The sequence below is a fragment of the Ruminococcus bromii genome (genome assembly GCF_928721825.1).
Classification (GTDB): Bacteria; Bacillota; Clostridia; order Oscillospirales; family Acutalibacteraceae; genus Ruminococcoides; species Ruminococcoides bromii.
This window is the reverse complement of the sequence record NZ_CAKMVP010000003.1, coordinates 1,913,417-1,933,155: the sequence shown is the minus strand read 5'-3', so window position 1 is coordinate 1,933,155 and position 19,739 is coordinate 1,913,417. Positions and strand designations below refer to the sequence as shown.

The window sequence follows — 19,739 nt, the reverse complement described above, 5'->3', positions numbered from 1 at the left end:
GCTTAATTAAGATATAAAACAAAATAAATCCCGTCTGATAACCTGTATCACATCACATAATACCACATTCGACTATTTTTTTATTTCATTTAAGGCATTAAAAGGTATTCTGTAAAAGTAAAATTAAATGCACACAGAAAAAGCGGTCAGACAAAGCAAAATGCCGTCTGACCGCACAATATAATCATATTTAATCGCCTTTGAGAAAATCTTTGTAAAATTCCTCAAAACTGCCGTTTTTGTAGTCTGAATAATCCTTATTATCTCTGTTCACAATTGTGTCGGTAATAAGGTATGTATCAAAGCCGAGTTTTGCGCTGCACAAATCCTCGTCAACATCGTTGCCGATCATAATGCTGTCTTCGGGCTTGATATCCTGCTTTTTGCAGATTTCTTCAAAATATTTGAGATTCGGCTTGCAGCAGCCAAAGTTTTCGTATGTTGTAACAAGTTCAAAATCATCGGGAGAAACTCCTGCCCATTCAAGTCTGCGTTTTGTTGCAACAAACGGAAAAATCGGATTTGTTGCGGCAATAAGTCTGCCGCCGTTTTTCTTTATGAAATCAATGCTTTTCTTTGCATAAGGAGTAAAGCTTGTAGCATCTTTCGGAACGATAAACTCGTTTTCGTAATAATCGGTAAAAAGGTCATCAAACTTTTCAAGGTCGGCACCGCTGACTTTGCCTGCTGTTTCCCAGAAAACTTCACGGTTTGTACGGCTGTTATCGTTCTTTGTCATAGCGTCAGTACCTGCCCACATCGCCTTTATAAGGGCGTCAGGTTCGATTTTTATAACAGGAGTGCAACGCTTGCAGAGCGATGAAAAATACAGCTTTACGAATTTTTCCATATCCATGGGAAGCAAAGTTCCGTCCAAATCAAAAAGATAATTTTTATACATTAACATACCGTTCCTTTCAATTTATGCACAAATATTATACAAAATTTCGATTTGGATTGCAAGGAAAAAATTTTCGGTATATACTATAGTCAGTAAAAAACGAGGTGATAAGATGAAAATAGTTTTAACAGACGCACAGACTGTTCTTGACGATATTGTAAATGCCGATGTGCTTAATCGGTTCGGCGAGGTTGAGTCGTTCGGTCTTTTGAAATATGAAGAAGTTGCGGAGAAAATTGCAGATGCAGATATCGTTGTGTGCAACAAAACTCTGCTTGATTCGCACACAATGCGACTTGCAAAAAATCTGAAATATATAGGACTTTTTGCAACAGGCTACAACAACATTGACCTTGACTACTGCACCAAAAACGGCATAACCGTCTGCAACGCAGGTTCATATTCAACAAATGCGGTTGCACAGCACACATTTGCACTCATTCTTGAACATTTCAATCACACTGCGGAATATAATCGGTTTGTTCAGGACGGCAAGTGGAAAAGAAGCAAAACTTTTTCACCGTTTGTATATCCGCTGAATGAACTTGCAGGCAAAACACTCGGCATTGTCGGACTCGGAAACATCGGAAAGGCTGTTGCAAAAATTGCAAATGCTTTTGATATGAATGTAATCGCATCGAGCAGAACTCCGAAAAATATTGACGGAATCAAAGATGTTTCGTTTGACGAACTTCTTGAAACAAGCGACATTGTAAGCGTTCATTGTCCGCTAAATCCACAGTCAGAAAATATGTTTGACAAAAATGCCTTTGCCAAAATGAAACAGGGTGCATTGTTCGTAAACACGGCAAGAGGCGGTGTTATGGTTGAAATAGATTTGCTTGAGGCACTCGAAAGCGGTCACCTCGGCGGTGCGGCAATCGACACCCTCAAGGTTGAGCCTATGGTTGAGGACTGTATTCTTATGGGCGCAAAAAATTGCATCATCACCCCCCACATTGCATGGGCGCTCGTTGAAACCAGAGAACGCCTTATGGGCATAGTTTCGGACAACATCAAAAATTTTCTGAACGGAACTCCGACAAATAAAGTAAATTAACGGCGAGTAAGTAATGACACAAAAGAATAACAATCATGTCATCAAACAGAAATAACCGCCCACCTTTCGGTGAGCGGTTGTTTTGTGTAGTGTAGTATTAGGAAATTAGGATTAGATTACAATTACTGCTGTCTTTCGCAATAGCTTGAAAGGCCTGTGTTAGGATCTGTGTATTTGAGCATATCATTGTCAGCGTCATATGTGTAGTTAAACTGCTGTTCGCCTACTGTCATAACGAGATCTGTACCCTCAAATGTGTAATTGCCCGAAACAGTCACACCGCTCATTTCGCCTGAGAATGTGCCATCCTCTGCAAATGTGTATGTACATTTCAAAGTTTCGGGATCAACACCGTTTGCTGTTGCGTAGTCATCAATTGAAACCGCTTTACCGTCTGTACCCTCAAGTGCGGTAACGGTCCAAGTACCTACCACGCTTGCCGATGAATCGCCGTCCTTTGAATCAGCGGCGCTGTCATCTGCGCTGTTTGCATTGTCGTCAGCAGTTTGTGATGCCGAACTTTCGTTTTTGCTTGATGAGCCACCGTCATTACCGCAGCCTACAAGACCTACTGTACCTACCATACAAATTGCAAGCAATAAAGCTAACTTCTTGATTTTTTTCATAGTTGATTACCTCTTTCCGATATTTTTTACTTTCCGATTTTGATTTACGGAAACACCGCAATTTTCGTGTTTCGCTTTCATCACCTCAATAATAGCCAATTTAATGCAACATTTCAACAAGTTGGCACAAACATCAATATTTTGGCAAAAACATATGACAATCGGATATAATATTTTTCAAATTTATGGTATAATCTAAGTGCAGTTAATCATTGCTCCGAATTAAATTATTTCAAAGGAGGCGATATCTTGAAAATTGCAGTTATTGACGACGAAAAGCCTCAGGCAGACATTCTCTACTCAATCTGCAACGCATATTTTGGCGGACACAAGCAAAATGTGCAGATTGATTGTTTTCCTGACGGAATAGCTTTTTTCAATTCATTCAAGGAAAACACCTACAAAATAGCCTTTGTAGATATTTTTATGGAGAAGATGAACGGCATTACCGTGGCTGAAAAGCTTCGTGAAAAAGACCGTGATATTCTTATTGTATTTGTCACAACAAGCCCCGATTTTATGATGCAGGCATTTTCCGTTCACGCCTTTCATTACATAACAAAACCCTACAAAGCTGAGCAGATTTACAAGGTACTTGATGATGCCTCGTCATATGTATCGGATAATTCAAAATACATTGAAGTTATGTGTGACCGTCGAAACACGCTGATTTCGCTTAAGGAAATTGTTTCTGTTGAATCCGATGCACATTATATCAACATAGGTGTTGTTTCGGGACTTAGATATCGCACACGAATGACCATTGCAGAGTTTCTCAAGCTTGCAGACAACGACAACCGTTTCATACCCGTAAACAGGGGAATCGTGCTGAATGCCAATTACATAAAGGACATTGAGGGCTCTGTATGTGTTACAGGCAACGGCGAAAGATTCCCGATTAAAATTCGTGAAAAAACTCGGATTGAACAGAGCATCCGTGAATATATGTTCAAAAAAATCAGAGAAAACCAGCGGAGGTGAACATGGACGCATTCATAAAATTTCTTCAGGCATTTTTCAGCTTTGTCATAATAATACCGTTAAGTTTATTCTGCCTTTTACCATTAAAAAATCAATTAAAATACCCGATTTCAAAGATAGTAACGCCCTTTTTGTGTTCATTTATCATACTCGGTTCTCTCTCGTCAATTGTGATGACGGCTTTTGACATTCAGAATTTAAACTTTGTTCTCTTCCCCGACCTTGTAATATTTTTCTTCCTTATTAAAAGCGTTACAAAGGCCGGAACAGCACGCTGTTTGTTTGTTTTTATAAGTGTGTGCTGTTTGATTTCATTCTTTTCGCTGTATTCATATTTTATCAACTCATTTTTTCAGGAAGAAATCTCACGAGGAGTTAACACCTCATATAGCCTGATTCAAATGGGGCTTTCGGTTGCGGCAATGGGAGCGCTTGTTCCGCTCACAAAATATTACGCATGGATGATTGACAACATAAATATCGGCAAGGTGTGGTATTTGTTTTCAATTTTGCCCATTGCACTTATGGTGTCAAACATCTATATCATACCGATTTCCTACGCAAATATTCGTGTTGGAAAGGTTTATGCAAAAGGATTCATCATTACAATATTTGAGCTTGCATTGTATCTTATAGTATTCATATTATTCTACATTTTCAGCAAGACTACTATTGAAAAAACAAAGCTTACAGAACGAAACAACATTCTTGAAATTCAGAAAAGTTACACAGAATCGTTGCAGTCGTACATAAAATACACCTCAAAAGCAAGACATGATTTTAAACATTCAGTTCATGTTATGAGCCGACTTGCAGATGAAGGAAATCTTTCGGCACTGAAAGACTACATTGCACAGTATGAAAATTCGCTGACTGTAACAGCACCTGTGCGAATCTGCAAGAGTGAGGCGCTGAACGCATTGTTCAATCACTATCGTCAACAGGCGATTGAGAACAATGTTGACATTAACTGGCGGATTGATTTGCCCGACAAATCGAGAATTCTTGATGTTGACCTCTGCAGTATTTTCGGCAACATACTCGAAAACGCAATTGACGGTTGCTGTACAGTTGAAGAAGGCAAAAGATATTTTAATCTGACTTCAGAAATAAAAGGCGACTGTCTGTACATTGTATCAACCAACAACTTTGGCAAGCCCTTGAGAATGGACGGCGAGGAATTTTCTTCAACAAAACATCAGGGCAAAGGAATCGGACTTTACTCAATGAAAAGCATAACAGATGTTTATGACGGTATTTTTGAAGCAGGCAACAATGACGGCGAATTTTTCGTAAATATCGTAATGAAATACTAAATATTAAAGGGTATGCACAAGCGGCATACCCTTTTTGTATTCGGACAATTGCAAAAAAACACGCCTTGCAGACACAAGGCGTGTTTTTGTTTTCATCGTCAACTGATTATAAGAGTTTTCTGAATTTCTGTTGCGTCAAGAACATTGACCACACCGTCCCGATTGAAATCCGCAAGCTTCATCTGAACATCGGAAAGTGCCGCAGTGGAAATGGCAAACTTGCTGATTTCGGTTGCGTCAAGAATATCAACACTTCCGTCAAGATTTACATCACCGATTGCAAACGACACTTCACCGTTTGATGCAGGAGCTGTTGTTGGCTGAACAGCTGCGGCAGGAACAGTTGCTGCCGGCTGTGTGGCCTTAGCCGTTGTCGGCTGTACTGTTGCAGCAGGAACAGTTGTTGCAGGCTGTGTGGCCTTGGCTGTTGTCGGCTGAACAGTTGGCTTTGCAGTAGTCGGCTGAACCGTAGCTTTGGCTGTGGTAGGCTGTACAGTAGGTTTTGCTGTCGTAGGCTGTACCGTTGATGAAGAAACAAAAGTACAAAAATCAAGAGCAACCCAACCTGTCTTGCCGTTGTACGAGGTGTAACCCCATGTGTGACCGCCGGAAGCCGAAACCTTTGTTACATTAAGAGTAACATTGCTCGGAACAGATGCTACAGATGTATAGCTTGTACCCGCACCGCTTCTCATATTGAGATAATCGTCAACATCTGTTTTATATGTACCTGTTGTGTAAGTTACCTTTTTGGTTGTAGCCTGAGTAGTGCTTGTACTGCTGCTGAAATTGCCAAGGTAAATGTAGCCCTGAAAATTCCACCCTTTGTTACCGCCAACCTTCGGGTCGGAGATACTCGCTGTGGAAATGTAAAAATTAGCACCGCTGTATGCAGAGTTTGAAAGTGTAATCACACCGTTTTCAACCTTTTCCACAACAGCAACATGACCGCCGCCATAGCTATATGACCAACAGGCAATTGCGCCGACCTTCGGGGTCTGGCCGTACTTATAGTAGCCGTTAGCCTTGTTGTAGCCGTACCACTGCTCTGCATTGTTCCACGAAAGCTTCGGCTCAGAGCCGAGAATCTCATAAGCTCTGCCGTAAGCATATGCTGTGCAGTTCGGCATACCGTAATTGTACCTATAAAAAACATTTAAATTACTGTAATAATACTTGTTACTTGAACTCGGGGCAGAAAGTCTCGGTGAGAACGATGCCGCACTCGCAATCATCGACATTGAGAAGACCGACACAAACAGCATTACAGCCGTGAGAACTGCCGCAGAAACCTTTTTGTTAAAAATTCTTTTTAAAACATTTTGCAAAGAAACACTCCTTTTTTAAATTTCAAAGCGGTTGTTACCAATTTGTAACCACTTTCTTATATTTTATCATAAAATGCTTTGAAATCAAAGAGCAGAAATGCCGAATTTAGAAATTATAATCCGCATTTTTAAGCCAATCTATACAATGAATTACATTTTCTGTTCCAACCGTTGACACAAAACGGCAAAAAATAAAAGGCGGTTAAAAAACCACCTTTATTTGGTCGGGATGACAAGACTTGAACTTGCGACTCCACGCCCCCCAGACGTGTGCGCTACCAAACTGCGCTACATCCCGATGCAACATTATTATTTTAGCAAAACAGCAGGCTGTTGTCAAGGCATTTCTAAAATTTTTTCTGCTGATCAACAGAAATTGCAATTAAGACGAACACAAACAGCAAAGCAAAACGGACACTGCCATTCGACAGTGTCCGAAAAATGCTTAGATTAAAGAAAAATCTTTTAAATTATTCTTCTCTCTTCTTTCTTGCAAGGAACATAACGCCTGCTGCTGAAACCATAAGACCTGCCATTACGAACACGATTGTTGTTTCAACGCCTGACTTAACTGCACCTGTGCTTGAAGAACCTGAGCCTGATGAGCCTGAACCGCTGCTGCTTGAGCCGCCGTTTGAACCGTTACTGCTTGAGCCTGAAGCTGAACCTGAGCCTGAGCCAGAACCAGAACCTGAACCGTTGCTTGAGCTGCCGCCTGCTGCCTTGTTACCTGTCTTCTTAGCGTTGTCGAGCTGATCCTTGTCAACCTTTTTACCACCTTTTGTAGGATCTGTGCAAGTTGAGAGAATCTTCTCAACTGCAGCAGCAATCTTATCCTTATCAGGGCTGTTTGTAGCGTTGAGCCTATCTGTCACAGCACCCATAACCTGTGTTGGGCTAACCTTGAGTTCGTTAATAAGGTCCTGTGTATGACTTGTCTTAGCGTCATCGTCGTAGTAAGCAACGAGGTATGTAGCCAGCAATGTTACATCTGATTCGCCCTCAGGGAAAGCAGAACCGATGATTTTACCTGTTGAAGTAATCTTCTTTTCAGGACCGCAGTCTGAATTTTTTTCCCATTTAGCTTCGTTTGCCTTCTTTTCTGAATCCTCAGGGTTTTCAAGCTGATTACCTGTGCAATAAAGTGTGTCGCCGATGCACTTGCCGCTCATGATAGCGTTGTATGACTGCATACCTGTGTTAGCACTGAAGATTACACAGTATACTCTTCCGTCTGACTTAGAGATTGTGTTGCCTGTCTTTGAAAGATCATAAGTTGCGATACCTGTTGAAGCGTCGTACTTACATCTTTCTTTCTTTGTCTGCCAATCCGGCCAATCGCCTGAACCATCAGCCTTCCAAATGTGACAGAATACTGTCTTAACATTATTCCAGCCTGACTTCTTAACATCAAACTTAATAACATTACCTGCTTCAACCTCTGAAGAACCGTTAGCTGAAACATCTGAAGAACCGTCAGCTGAAACTTCTGAAGAACCGTCAGCTGAAACTTCGCCTGACTGATCTGCTGCTGCAACAGCAGCATCATCCTCTGCTTCTGCAGCGCTTGCTGTGATGGCAGCTGAGCTGCACATTACTGCGGCTGCAAGAAAAAGACCTGCAATTTTCTTGAACATTTTTAATCTCCTCCTAAAATTGTTCATAAATATCCAAGATAGATTTTCATATCTTAGTACTGCTTATTATACTATAAAAATAACAAAACTGCAATAGTTTTGGTTTAAAACCGTTTTTGTTATTTGCACAAGGTTTTATGTGACAGTTTGGCTATTTTCCACAATTTTACTTTTTAACACGCCATAAATGCACATTAAATGATTATTTCAACATTGCGTAAACGGTTTCTTTTACGCTGTCAAGAGCCTCTTCAATCTTTTCGGGCTGCTTAGCGCCTGCCATAGCCATATCCGGCTTACCGCCGCCGTTACCGCCGGCTTTCTGAGCAACAGCCTTGACTATTTTGCCTGCGTTAGCACCGAGAGCAAGAGCCTCCTTACCGCAGGCTGCGGCAAATGTTACCTTACCGTCATTTTGCGTTGCAAGAACGCATACGCACTTTGGAGCAAAATCTCTTGCCTTTTCACACATTGTGCGAAGAATGTCGGCATTAGCCTTGTCAACCTTGCCTGTTACCACTCTTACACCGTGCTCCTCTGTTGTGCCTGCAAAAAGCTGTCCAATCTGAGCAACGGCAAGCTTAGAGTTAAGCTCGTTGATTTCTCTCTGCTGTTCCTTGATAATCTGTTCAGCCTTTTGAACGCCCTCAACAACCGCCTTTGGGTTCGCAATCTTGAGCAATGAGCAGACATCCATAATAACAGCGCTCATACCGTTAATATATTTGAGAACGCCCATACCTGTGAGAGCCTCGATTCTTCTTACGCCTGCGGCAACCGAACCCTCCTGTCTGATTCTGAAAAGACCGAGGTTTGCTGTATTCTTAACATGAGTACCGCCGCAAAATTCAACAGAGAAGTCGCCTGCACTTACAACACGGACAACATCACCGTACTTTTCGCCGAAAAGTGCCATTGCGCCGAGCTTTTTAGCCTCTTCAATAGGCATTTCCTGTGTTGTAACGGGGATTGCCTCGAGAATCTTTTTATTCACAAGATCCTGAACCTCAATGAGTTCCTTTGCCGTGAGAGCCTCAAAGTGAGTGAAGTCAAAACGGAAGTAGTCGTCCGAAACAAGCTGACCTGCCTGCTGAACATGGTTGCCGAGAACCTCACGGAGAGCCGACTGAAGAAGGTGAGCCGCTGTGTGGTTTCTTGTAATATCCGCACGGCGCTCTTCATCAACGGCAGTTGAAACCTCTGCACCTACATTGATGCTGCCGCTCTTTACTGTACAAGCGTGAAGGTAAATTGTGCCTGACGGATTCTTTGTTGTGTTGTCAACATCAGCTGAAAAACTGCCCGACTCCATAACGCCTGTGTCGCCAACCTGACCGCCGCCTTCTCCGTAGAACGGAGTTTTGTCGAGAACGATAATAGCATTTTCGCCCTCACCGATACTGTCAACTCTCACACCGTCCTTAACGATTGCAAGAACCTTTGAAGTTGACTTGAGGTCTGTATAACCGACAAACTCTGTATTTGCAACATCGGAAAGGTCTGTTGTGTCAGAAATCCAAGCGTCTGCACCTGCGTTCTTTCTTGCGTCACGGGAACGCTTTTTCTGCTCCTTCATAAGCTCACGGAAACGCTCAACATCAACCTTGATGCCTTTTTCCGAAAGAATTTCTTTTGTAAGGTCAATCGGGAAACCGTAGGTATCGTTAAGCTTGAACGCATCCTCACCGCTGAGAACATTTACATCTTCGTTGTCCATAATGCCGTTGAGCATCTTAAAGCCCTGATCAATTGTCTTGGCAAAGCTTTCTTCCTCAACCTTGATAACCTTTGTGATAAACTCCTGCTTTTCCTTGAGTTCGGGATAAGCTGTGAGATTTTCCTTGATAACCGTATCGCAAACCTTATAGAGGAAGGGCTCGTTGTAGCCGAGAAGTCTGCCGTGACGAGCGGCTCTTCTGAGCAAACGGCGGAGCACATAACCCTTGCCCTCGTTTGACGGAAGAACACCGTCACCTATCATAAATGTTGTACTGCGGATATGGTCTGTGATAACACGGAGTGAAACATCGCTCTTTTCATCTCTGCCGTACTCAACACCTGTAATCTGTGAGATGTGCTTCATAATATTCTGAATTGTATCAACGAGGAAAAGGTTGTCAACACCCTGCATAACACAGGCAAGTCTTTCAAGTCCCATACCTGTATCAATGTTCGGATGTTCAAGAGGAGTGTAGTTACCTTTGCCGTCACTCTCAAACTGAGTAAATACAAGGTTCCAAACCTCAACAAAACGGTCACATTCACAGCCTACATGACAGTCGGGTCTGCCGCAGCCTTTTTCGTCGCCACGGTCAAAATAGATTTCGGAGCACGGACCGCAGGGACCTGAACCGTGTTCCCAGAAGTTATCTTCCTTGCCGAGTCTTACCATATGTGACGGATCAACGCCGACTTCCTTTGTCCAGATGTCAAAAGCCTCGTCATCGTCCTCATAGATTGAAACATAGAGCTTTTCGGGCGGCATCTCAAGAACCTTTGTGAAAAATTCCCATGCCCATGCTGTAGCCTCGTGCTTAAAATAGTCACCGAACGAGAAGTTACCGAGCATCTCAAAAAATGTACCGTGACGGGCTGTGATGCCGACACGCTCAATGTCGGGAGTACGGATACATTTCTGACAGGTTGTAACACGCTTGCGGGGAGGTGTTACCTCGCCGGTAAAATATTTTTTCATAGGAGCCATACCGCTGTTGATGAGCAGAAGGCTGTTGTCGTCCTTTGGAACAAGCGAAAAGCTGGGGAGTCTTAAGCAACCCTTTGATTCAAAAAATTCAAGAAACTTTTCTCTTAATTCGTTAAGTCCTGTCCACTTCATAAAAAATCTCTCCTTATACAAATTCACAGGGGAATACAATATTCGTTCAAATTTGTTTAAAGTATGCAACCGAGCAAAATAAAAAATCCCATTGTATAAAAATACAATGGGACAGGAATATCCTGCGGTACCACCCAAATTGACGCCAAGCGTCCGCTTTGAGTAATCGTCATATAGATTACATTTCCTTAACGCAGAAATACGCTGTGCTTAATCACACAGAGCTCAGGGGCAGCGTACCGAAGCCTTACATAAAAGCCTTGCACCAAACGGCTTTCTCTCTGAAATGCTGACGCCTCGGTTAATCCCGTCACAGCCGAATATTGTAATTCAATTGCAATACATAGATTATAAAACTGTTTCTTTGTGTTGTCAATAGCAAAATTTGGGATTAGTCACGCTTTTTTCTGATAACCGAGCCTGACGGAACGGGGGCACTGCACTTCATTGTGAGTCTTTGCATCGGGTGCGGCGCACTTTCAACGGGCATACCATCGTCAGTTGTAAGCGACTCACACTTGATTTCAAACGGCACTCCGCTTGGCGGAAGCACATCGAGTGTGTCGCCCACATAGAATTTGTTGCGTTGAGTGATTACTGCGGTTGTGTCGTCAATAAGCTCTTCGCACAACGCAACATTGTCATAATGACGGATATATCCTCCGTTGCCCGTAACCTGACCGGGTTCTCTGCCAAAATAGAAACCCGTGTTGTACTCACGGTGGCTGATTTTTTCAAGCTCTTCCCTTATCCACGGTTTGAGAACATAACCGTCACCCTCTGCAAAATAATCGTCAACAGCGTGGCGGTAAGCGTTTGTTGTAACAGCGACATAGTAAGCCGACTTTGCTCTGCCCTCAATTTTAAAGCTTGAAACACCTGCCTTTACAAGCTCAGGGATATGCTCAATCATACAGAGATCTCTGGAATTATAAAGATATGTGCCGTCGCCTGTTTCTTCAACGGGGAAATACTGTCCCTGACGGTTTTCTTCATAAAGATGATACTTCCATCGGCACGGCTGAGCACAGTCGCCGTGGTTCGCATCTCTGCCTGTCATATAGCTTGAAATAAGGCACCTGCCCGAGAATGAAACGCACATTGCACCGTGTACAAAGCATTCGATTTCAAGCTCTTTCGGAACTTTTGCACGCATTTCGGCAATTTCATCAAGCGGAATTTCCCTTGCAAGCACAACCCTTGACGCACCCATATTGTAAAGCACATTTGCCGCCGCATAGTTTGTTACTCCTGCCTGAGTCGAAATGTGGCGCTGAACCTTTGGCGCATACTTTTTAGCCGCCTCAAAAACACCGAGGTCGGCAATTATGAACGCATCAACTCCGCAAGCCTGAGCATTCTCCATAAATTCCTGAAGATGAGGAATTTCATTATTGCGTGGAAGTGTGTTGCAGGTTACATGGATTCTTGCCCCCTTTTTATGTGCAAGGTCACAGGCAGTTTTCAGCTGATCGTTATCAAAATTCTGCGGTGCGGAACGCATTCCGAACATTTTTCCCGCAAGAAAAACTGCGTCTGCGCCAAAATTTAATGCAGATTTAAGGCAATCCATATCACCTGCCGGCGATAAAATTTCGGGTTTTTCAAAATTAGTTATCATAGCTTTTAATATACTCCATATTTGCATTTTGCTGTTCAAGTGTTGATGCGTAATAAGCCTGTCCCTTGCTGTCGTGACAGAAGAAGTAATAATCCGAGCTGTTCGGATTGAGTGCGGCAATTATTGCGTCCATACCCGGATTGCAGATTGGACCGTATGGGAGTCCCTTTTTGTCATATGTGTCGTATCTGCTCTTGTATGTACTTCTGTCATTTTCGGGAACATCTTCAAGGCTTCTGTACGGATAGAACTTTGTTGAATCAAGACCGAGGTTTGACACACCGGCACTGCTGTCAGCTGTAAGACGGTTGTGAAGAATTGATGAGATGTAGTACATATCCTCTTTGTCAGCCGCCTCTGCCTGAATGATTGACGCAATTGTCATAACCTGATCAAGCGAATACTTTGTATCGCTCTCCTCAACCATTTTCAAAACTGTTGTTTTCTTTGAATAGCCATCAACAGTCTGCTTTTCGTTTATCTTTGTTTCGTAGTTATTAAGAAGCTTGTAGATTACGGACTCTGCATTTTCGTTTCTGTAGAATTCGTAGGTATCGGGATAGAGATAACCCTCAAGCTTGTAGTAACGCTTGTCCGCATTTGTTTCAGCCTTGATAAAATCAAAATCGCCGTCAAATTTGTCGGAATTGCACAATGAAAGGAACTCATCCCTGTCACCCAAAGCACCGTTCTTTTTAAGAGTGTCGGCAATTTCAAGAACGCTCTCACCCTCGGTAATTGTAACAGAAACCGTGTCGGTTCTGTTGTTGTTGCTTGAAAGAAAATTGACGATTGCCTCATAGTCCATATTCTTGCGGATTTCATATGTACCCTGAGTAAAATCATCGGATGACTTTGTGACATTGACAAAGAGCTTAAAGTATGACGGTTCGCCTATTATCTTGTTGTCGGCAAGCACCTTTGCAACATCGTCAACCGTTGGATTTTCGGGAATCTCAATTTTGACTGTTGAAGAATCGGTTCTGTTCACGGCAAGCAAATCGTTCATACCTGTTATCATATATACAGCCGCCATTGCTCCGACAATTAGAATTGAGATTATCCACATAACACGGAAAATTCTGCGGTTATGCTTATTTTTCGCTTTAAGAGTCTTTTTTTCTTCCCTTTTCTTCTGCTTAAGAACATGCTTTGACTCTCTTGCCATCTGCTTTCGAACATCCTGACCGCTGTATGAATTGAGGTTTGACGGCTCGCCTTCTGTTTCACCGTACATATTTTCGTCCTCATACTCGGTTTCGTCAATGTTGAGCTTAAAGTTTTCGGCTCTTCTTCGGCGCTGAGCGTTAAGCTCCTGTTCGCTCATATTAAAATTATCAGGGTTCATAATGTATCATTCCTTTACAAACTCGTTATTTGTTCGGTTAGTATATTTTTCGGTAATCACGGCGTCAACGGGGCGGTCAAACACTCCCGAGGGCAGAGTATGCTCCATACATTTGGAGTAGCAAAGACCAACGCTCGTTCCCGAAAAGCTCTGCAAAAATCTGTCATAGTAACCCTTGCCGAATCCAAGGCGGAATCCCTGCGTATCAAAGCAAAGTCCCGGAACAAGGCAGAGTCCGTGTGAGAAATCCTCGTACTTTTCGCAAACCTCGGGGTTTGGTTCCATAATTGAAAACGCACCCTTTTCAAGCTGAGAAAGTGAGGTCACAAGGTAAAAATCCATTTCGCCGAAATTATTCCTGCACCTTGGCAGAGCAAGTTTTTTGCCGTCTTTCAGCGTTGTTTCAAGGATAAGCGAGGTGTCAACCTCAATCGGTGATGAAACAAAGGCAAAAAGCACATCGCAGCTTTTGTATTCCTTACTTGCCAGAAAAGCGTTCTGCAAGGCAAGGTCAAGCTGCTGTTTCTTTTCGGGAGGACAGCTTTTGCGGATTTTTTTATATTTTGCACGGAGCTGACTTTTCAGCTCACGAACATTTTTTACAGGCATTGCATATCACCGATAACCTTGTCGGCGGCATCCTTTGATACTGCGAGAGAAACAATTGCGTGACCAAATTCAATTGCACAGCCTGCGCCCTTTGCGGTAATAATATTGCCGTCCGTTACGGTGTGAGTGCCTGTATAGTATGCACCCTTCAGCTCCTTTTCAAAGCCGGGGAAACAGGTTGCCTTTTTGCCGTCAAGGATTCCGAGATGACCGAGAATTGACGGAGCGGCACAGATTGCGGCAACAATTTTGCCATTCTCACAGCTATACTTAACAGCCTCAAGAACCTTTTCGTTTGCCTCAAGATTGAGAGTTCCGGGCATACCGCCGGGGAGTACAACACCCTGAACACCGTCAAGGTCAATACTGTCAATTGTGATATCGGCTTTTACAGGCACACCGTGTGAGCTTGTAACACATTCGCCTGTTACACCGACTGTTTTAACATCAAGCTTTGCCCTGCGCATTACATCAACGGGGGCAAGCGCCTCTGTTTCTTCAAAGCCTTCTGCAAGAAATACATAGAACATAGTAAACTTCCTTTCAGGAAAGAGTAATCCCGATATAGACATCGTCGGGAATTTTATGGTTTTTGTCGAGTGATTTAATCATTCCGCATTTTTGTGATTTGCAGTTTTCAAAAAGAGCGTTGTCGGATTTGCCCGTAAACACAAATCTTTCTGATTTTGTATTTTCAAGCAAAAGTGCGGAAAGTTCGTTTATATTTTTATAAGCCGAGTAAAAAACATCGGCAGTATTTTCGTTTTCATCAAATACGGCAAAGCAGTCATTCTTATTGATTACCTTTGAGCCGTAAATCTCATAATAGGACTTTGCAAATTCAAAAAAATTCTCACCGTATATGAAAGAATTTTCTTTTGAACAGCCGATATTCAAGCCCTTCTCTGCAAAATTTTCAAGCGTTTGCCTTGAAAGTTCACGGCTTTTTACGGTGCAGCTCGGAGCATATCCGAGTTTTGTATAAAAGCCATACAAGCCGTCATTTGCAGGAAAAAGCAGGGAATAGACATCACCGTTATTCTTTGCGTCATCAAGTGCAAAATCAATCAGCCTTGACATTATTCCTTTACCACGGAAAGATTTATCGGTTGACGCACCGCAAAGATAATGCGATTTTTCGCCGTTGAGCGTACCTTTTACAAGGTAAAGAGCCGAAACGATTCTATCGTCAACAACGGCACAGCAGCCGTCAAAAAGGTCGCTGTCAAAAATCAGGTTGACGGCAGTTACATCCTCATCAAAACACGAGAGCCACAGCTTTTTTAGGCTTTCGGTATCGGATTTTTCGGTTTTGCGAAATATCGTTTTCATCGTTTTTTCGGTATTGCATTCCAGCGGTCGAGGATAATAACGGGATTGTATGAAAGTTTAGACTTTTTGAGTCCCTCAAGTCCCATATCTTCCTCACGGTTTATATACTCATACTGCGTAAGAGTTTTGGCAAATTCGTTGTTGATTACGGCATAAACACCGTCATATTCACGAAGTGCCTTTTCAAAGTTGATGTCATACACCTTGGGTGAAATTTCACTTCCGAGAGTCATGGCAACAGGCTTTGAGTCAACATACAGTACAGCGCCCTTGACATTATATTCGTCTTTGAGGTCGCACATTTCCCTGATTGCCATAATTTCGCTTGAAGCTTCGGGATCGGTGTCATTTTCCGCACACCACAGTTTTGCAACCGTTAATGCATCGGTAATGTTTGAATCCGACAAAGTTTCAAAACGGGTATCGGTGTAGGTTCTGTAAAATTTTGAAATGTGGTTACGCTTTGCGTGAAACCTTTTGCCCGCAAGGGTTGCAAGGTCACGGGAAGTGTAGATGTAATCCTGATTTTCGGGTGAACGGACATAATCAAATTTGTTGGGAAACATTGTTTCAAGCATTGCACGATTGCCGTTTGTCAGCATAACAATTTGCAAATTGCCGTTTCTCTCCTCGGCATCTTTGAAAACCTCTTCAAGTGCACCCTTTATATTTTTGCCTGTAGGCATACAGTAACCCCAGACGGACTCGTCGGGATTACAATACACCTTGACAATTGTATCATCATAAAAAGCAAATTTAATATTGTATTCGTTTCGCCAAAGATAAGCGTTCAAAAGGTTGGTATCGCAACCCATGCACTCATCATAATCGTAGTATTTTTTAAGTTCGTTTATGTCACTTTGCTCAATTTTTTTAAAGCTCAGCATAAATTTCAGCCGCTACCCTCTCTATCTCTTCCGATATTTTTTCTATACTCTTAATCTCTCCGTTTTCACAGCAATTAATAACCTTCCAGCCGCATTTTTTAGCGGCATAAACTGCACTTTTTCGACAGTCAAGAAGGAAACGGAGGTTTTTCTCATGCAAATCTTTCTTGCTGTTGTCACCGCCGTAGCGTTTTTCTATAAGCTTCTGCGAAACCTCGGGTTCAACATCAAGGTAGATTACAAGGTTGGGTTTCGGAATCCCGAGTTTTTCGTATTCAAAATCGTTCAGCCAATCAATAAAGCTGTTCCACTCCTCTTTCGGGAGTTTGGACATCTGATAAATTATATTTGAAGTCACATAGCGGTCGCTTAAAATCACACCGCCGTTGTCACATTCCTTTTTCCAAAACTGAAGATAGCTTGCAACACGGTCAACCGCATAAAATGCACTCGCCGCATAGGCATTGACATCATCGGGCTTGTCGCCGAATTTGCCGTCAAGATACATCTTCACGGGAGCGGCGGCAGGGCTTTCATAATTCGGAAATTCAAGCTTTGTGACCTTTTTGCCGAGAGCGGAAAATTTTTCGCACAAAATCTTTGTCTGCGTAGCTTTTCCGCTGCCGTCAAGTCCCTCAATAACAATAATTTTGCTTTTCATATATATACCTTACTTTTCTCTGCCGTATTTCTGACGCATTTCCTTTTGCTTTCCGCAACACATATTGCCCTCGGGGCATGGTCCGAACAGGCATGACGGGCCGCAGTTTTTGAAAAGATGCGGAGCAACCTCAAGACATTGCAAAAGCATCTGTTCGGCAACCTCACGAATTTCCCACTGCGCTCTGTTGCAGCAACGGTGTGCAAAAAAGTTCTGCAAGCTTCTTGCATTGAAAGTGCAGACAATTTTTGTTGTCGATGCATTCGGAAGAATAAATCTTGCGTCCTCATTGGCTTTCTTGATGAAAGCATTGCAGGATTTTTTATCGTCAGCCTTGTAAGCATTGATAATTTCTTCATCAGTTCCGCTGTATTTATCGGGACATTTCTCGTTGATGTAACCGACAGCAAGTGCATCTCTGATTTCCTTGTAAGCGTCAGCCTCAACCTTGAGAGCCTTTTCATAGGCGGCAAGAGCCTTTTCGTTCTTTGCAATCTCGGGCGGAGTTACAAAGTCAAACCTTGTGCCGTCAACATAGCGCTGTGACTGCTGACTGTAGGATGCAATTCTGTGGCGGACAAGCTGGTGTGAGCAGGCTCTTGAAATGCCCTCAATGCCGAATGTAAAATATGCGTGTTCGGTCGGACTTGCATGGCCGAGGCTTGCAAGCATATCAATAAATGAGGAAGTTTTTTCCTCATCAAGACCTTCTCTTATATCTTCAATCCCTGACGGCGAGTAGCAAAGCTTTGCCGCCATTGCAACCGTCTGTTCAGGGTTAGGTGTGTGTGTAAGGAGCGTTACCTTTATTGCCATTTTTCGTTTTCATCTCCCATTTTCGATAAAGTTATTCACAATTTCCGATATTCGGATTTATTATAACATTATTATTCAGTCTTTTCAATGGTAAAAACGAGCAAAAATCCCGACAGCACAAAACCTGTCGGGATTTCTGATTAAAATACTATTTTCTTGTAATTGACCAACCCTTTGAGTTGAAACCGCTTACCGTTTTGCCTTTTCTGTCAATACAACGGACTGTGTAGGTTACCTTCTTACCCTTTTTAGCACCTGAATCTGTGAAAGAGGTTGAAGTTGTATCTTTTACCTTTGTCCAGCTTCCTCCGTCATATTTTCTGTAAAGACGGTAGCCATAAACTCCGGCAATCTTATTCCATGTCACACTTACACCCTTTGATCTGTTTGTAAGTTTTGTTATTTTCGGTGTTGCGGCTGTGTATTTTTTTGACCAACCCTTTGAGTTAAAGCCACTGACGGTTTTGCCGTTCTTATCAATACAACGGATTGTATATGTTTCGGTTCTGTTAGGGCTTACTCCCGAATCGGTGAACGATGTGGCAGTTGTGTCCTTAAATCTCTTCCAACCGCCTGATGATGTTTTATAGTAAAGTCTGTAACCGTAAACACCTGCGATTTTGTTCCAACTAAGCTTGATGCCGCCTGTTGTGTTTTCTAGCTTGCTGATTGTCGGTGCTACGGGTGTATATTTCTTTGACCACCCCTTTGAGTTGTAACCACTGATAGTTTTGCCTTTTTGGTCAATGCAACGGATTGTGTAAGTCTTTGTCTGATTTACACTTACCGCTGAATCCGTAAAGCTTGTTGCGGTTGTGTCCTTAATTCGTTTCCAACTGTTTGAAGTTTTCTGATAAATTCTGTAACCGTAAACACCTGTAATTTTGTTCCAGTTAAGCTTGATACCGCCTGTTGTGTTTTCAAGCTTGCTGATTGTCGGTGCTACGGGTGTATATTTCTTTGACCACCCCTTTGAGTTGTAACCACTGATAGTTTTACCGCTTTTGTTAATACAGCGAATTGTGTAAGTCTCTGTTCTGCCTGCGATCACCTGTGTATCAAGGTAAGTTGTAGATGTTGTATCTGTAAGTTTTTTCCAATCTTCCGAAGAATACTTATAATATATTCTGTAACCATACGCATCCGATACCCTATCCCAACTAATTTTTATTCCACTTGCAGTGTTTGTAAGGCTTGTGATTGTCGGAACAGTAGTTTTACTACTCTTAAATATAATGTTTCCGTTTTTATCAACGACATTAAGATTACTATCAATAATCTTCAATGCCTTATCTGTCATAACAGGATAATTCTCTATAAACTTTTCCCATTTTCCATTTTCGTTAATATAATATTGATCACAATTTTTAAATTTGCTATGATCCTTTAAAGTTAAATTACCGTCCCACACGATAACTTTATTACTTTCCTTACAGGTCGCATCAATATCAAATACAGACATTTCTGTTCTGCCATATCTGAAACCTTCGCTAAATATTACATAATACTTTTGTGGTATATTACTCGGTATCGCAGGATAGCCTTTAACATTCGATGTAGCAAAAGCACTTACTGTGGTAAGCAAAGTTGCTATTACAACCGCAAGAATAACCGATGTTAATTTTTTGACTTTAGTTCTCATAATCGACCTCCTAATAAGATATAACTATAACAGCAAGAATAATTATCTTGACAAGACAATTATATATTTTTATTTTGTGATTGTCAACATATTTTCATCTTATTCAGCAGATATTTTTATGATTTGTGAGAAGAACGG

17 protein-coding genes and 1 tRNA gene are annotated in these 19,739 nt (G+C 42.1%); 3 read left to right on the top strand and 15 right to left on the bottom strand.

All coding sequences use genetic code 11. From position 1 onward, the window contains the following. Positions 1-190: 190 nt before the first annotated feature. Positions 191-901 (bottom strand): HAD family hydrolase, encoded by a 711-nt coding sequence (locus tag QDI94_RS09485; protein WP_169923250.1) that lies wholly within the window; start codon positions 899-901, stop codon positions 191-193. 112 nt (positions 902-1,013) lie between these two features. Here QDI94_RS09485 and QDI94_RS09480 point away from each other — a divergent pair, with 112 nt between their 5' ends. Further along, positions 1,014-1,961: a D-2-hydroxyacid dehydrogenase gene (locus tag QDI94_RS09480; RefSeq protein ID WP_278868583.1), complete on the top strand. Its 948-nt coding sequence runs from the start codon at positions 1,014-1,016 to the stop codon at positions 1,959-1,961. Between the two features lie 122 nt (positions 1,962-2,083). On the opposite strand, the gene QDI94_RS09475 is transcribed toward QDI94_RS09480, so the two are convergent. Next, positions 2,084-2,587, bottom strand: coding sequence for a hypothetical protein (locus tag QDI94_RS09475; protein ID WP_117949912.1), 504 nt, complete (start codon positions 2,585-2,587; stop codon positions 2,084-2,086). A gap of 249 nt (positions 2,588-2,836) precedes the next feature. Between QDI94_RS09475 and QDI94_RS09470 the strand changes: the two genes are divergently transcribed. Continuing rightward, complete coding sequence (locus tag QDI94_RS09470; RefSeq protein WP_278418350.1) at positions 2,837-3,568, top strand: LytR/AlgR family response regulator transcription factor; 732 nt, start codon at positions 2,837-2,839, stop codon at positions 3,566-3,568. Between the two features lie 2 nt (positions 3,569-3,570). Continuing rightward, entirely contained in the window at positions 3,571-4,884 is a 1,314-nt protein-coding gene (locus QDI94_RS09465) for an ATP-binding protein (protein ID WP_101028894.1), read from the top strand. Between the two features lie 98 nt (positions 4,885-4,982). On the opposite strand, the gene QDI94_RS09460 is transcribed toward QDI94_RS09465, so the two are convergent. The 13 genes from QDI94_RS09460 to QDI94_RS09400 form a co-directional block, all read right to left on the bottom strand. Then, a complete protein-coding gene (locus QDI94_RS09460; RefSeq protein ID WP_278868579.1) occupies positions 4,983-6,212 on the bottom strand; it encodes a CHAP domain-containing protein in 1,230 nt (409 codons plus the stop codon). 221 nt (positions 6,213-6,433) lie between these two features. Continuing rightward, positions 6,434-6,510 (bottom strand) — tRNA-Pro (locus QDI94_RS09455). A gap of 172 nt (positions 6,511-6,682) precedes the next feature. Further along, positions 6,683-7,849 (bottom strand): LPXTG cell wall anchor domain-containing protein, encoded by a 1,167-nt coding sequence (locus QDI94_RS09450; protein WP_278868577.1) that lies wholly within the window; start codon positions 7,847-7,849, stop codon positions 6,683-6,685. A gap of 202 nt (positions 7,850-8,051) precedes the next feature. Next, complete coding sequence (gene alaS, locus QDI94_RS09445) at positions 8,052-10,685, bottom strand: alanine--tRNA ligase (RefSeq protein ID WP_278868576.1); 2,634 nt, start codon at positions 10,683-10,685, stop codon at positions 8,052-8,054. 391 nt (positions 10,686-11,076) lie between these two features. Beyond that, entirely contained in the window at positions 11,077-12,306 is a 1,230-nt protein-coding gene (locus tag QDI94_RS09440) for a peptidase U32 family protein (RefSeq protein ID WP_278868573.1), read from the bottom strand. Continuing rightward, on the bottom strand, positions 12,296-13,654 hold the full coding sequence (mltG, locus tag QDI94_RS09435; protein ID WP_278868570.1) for an endolytic transglycosylase MltG: 1,359 nt from the start codon (positions 13,652-13,654) through the stop codon (positions 12,296-12,298). Before mltG ends, QDI94_RS09440 begins: the two co-directional genes overlap by 11 nt. Positions 13,655-13,660: 6 nt before the next feature. Continuing rightward, positions 13,661-14,263 carry a 5-formyltetrahydrofolate cyclo-ligase gene (locus QDI94_RS09430; RefSeq protein WP_278868567.1) on the bottom strand — a complete coding sequence of 201 codons (603 nt, stop codon included), beginning with the start codon at positions 14,261-14,263 and terminating at the stop codon, positions 13,661-13,663. Next, on the bottom strand, positions 14,254-14,793 hold the full coding sequence (locus QDI94_RS09425) for a DJ-1 family glyoxalase III (protein WP_278868564.1): 540 nt from the start codon (positions 14,791-14,793) through the stop codon (positions 14,254-14,256). The genes QDI94_RS09430 and QDI94_RS09425 overlap by 10 nt, the downstream gene beginning before the upstream one ends. A gap of 13 nt (positions 14,794-14,806) precedes the next feature. Then, entirely contained in the window at positions 14,807-15,595 is a 789-nt protein-coding gene (locus tag QDI94_RS09420; RefSeq protein WP_278868562.1) for a GNAT family N-acetyltransferase, read from the bottom strand. Then, positions 15,592-16,482, bottom strand: a complete 891-nt coding sequence (locus tag QDI94_RS09415; RefSeq protein WP_278868560.1) for a DUF2156 domain-containing protein — start codon at positions 16,480-16,482, stop codon at positions 15,592-15,594. Before QDI94_RS09415 ends, QDI94_RS09420 begins: the two co-directional genes overlap by 4 nt. Next, positions 16,469-17,143, bottom strand: a complete 675-nt coding sequence (locus QDI94_RS09410; protein WP_278868558.1) for a dTMP kinase — start codon at positions 17,141-17,143, stop codon at positions 16,469-16,471. Before QDI94_RS09410 ends, QDI94_RS09415 begins: the two co-directional genes overlap by 14 nt. Positions 17,144-17,152: 9 nt before the next feature. After that, entirely contained in the window at positions 17,153-17,953 is an 801-nt protein-coding gene (gene thyX / locus QDI94_RS09405) for an FAD-dependent thymidylate synthase (protein ID WP_101028904.1), read from the bottom strand. A gap of 154 nt (positions 17,954-18,107) precedes the next feature. Continuing rightward, the gene (locus tag QDI94_RS09400; protein WP_278868556.1) at positions 18,108-19,601 is read right to left on the bottom strand and encodes a fibronectin type III domain-containing protein; all 1,494 of its coding nucleotides are present in this window, start codon (positions 19,599-19,601) and stop codon (positions 18,108-18,110) included. Positions 19,602-19,739: the final 138 nt, after the last annotated feature.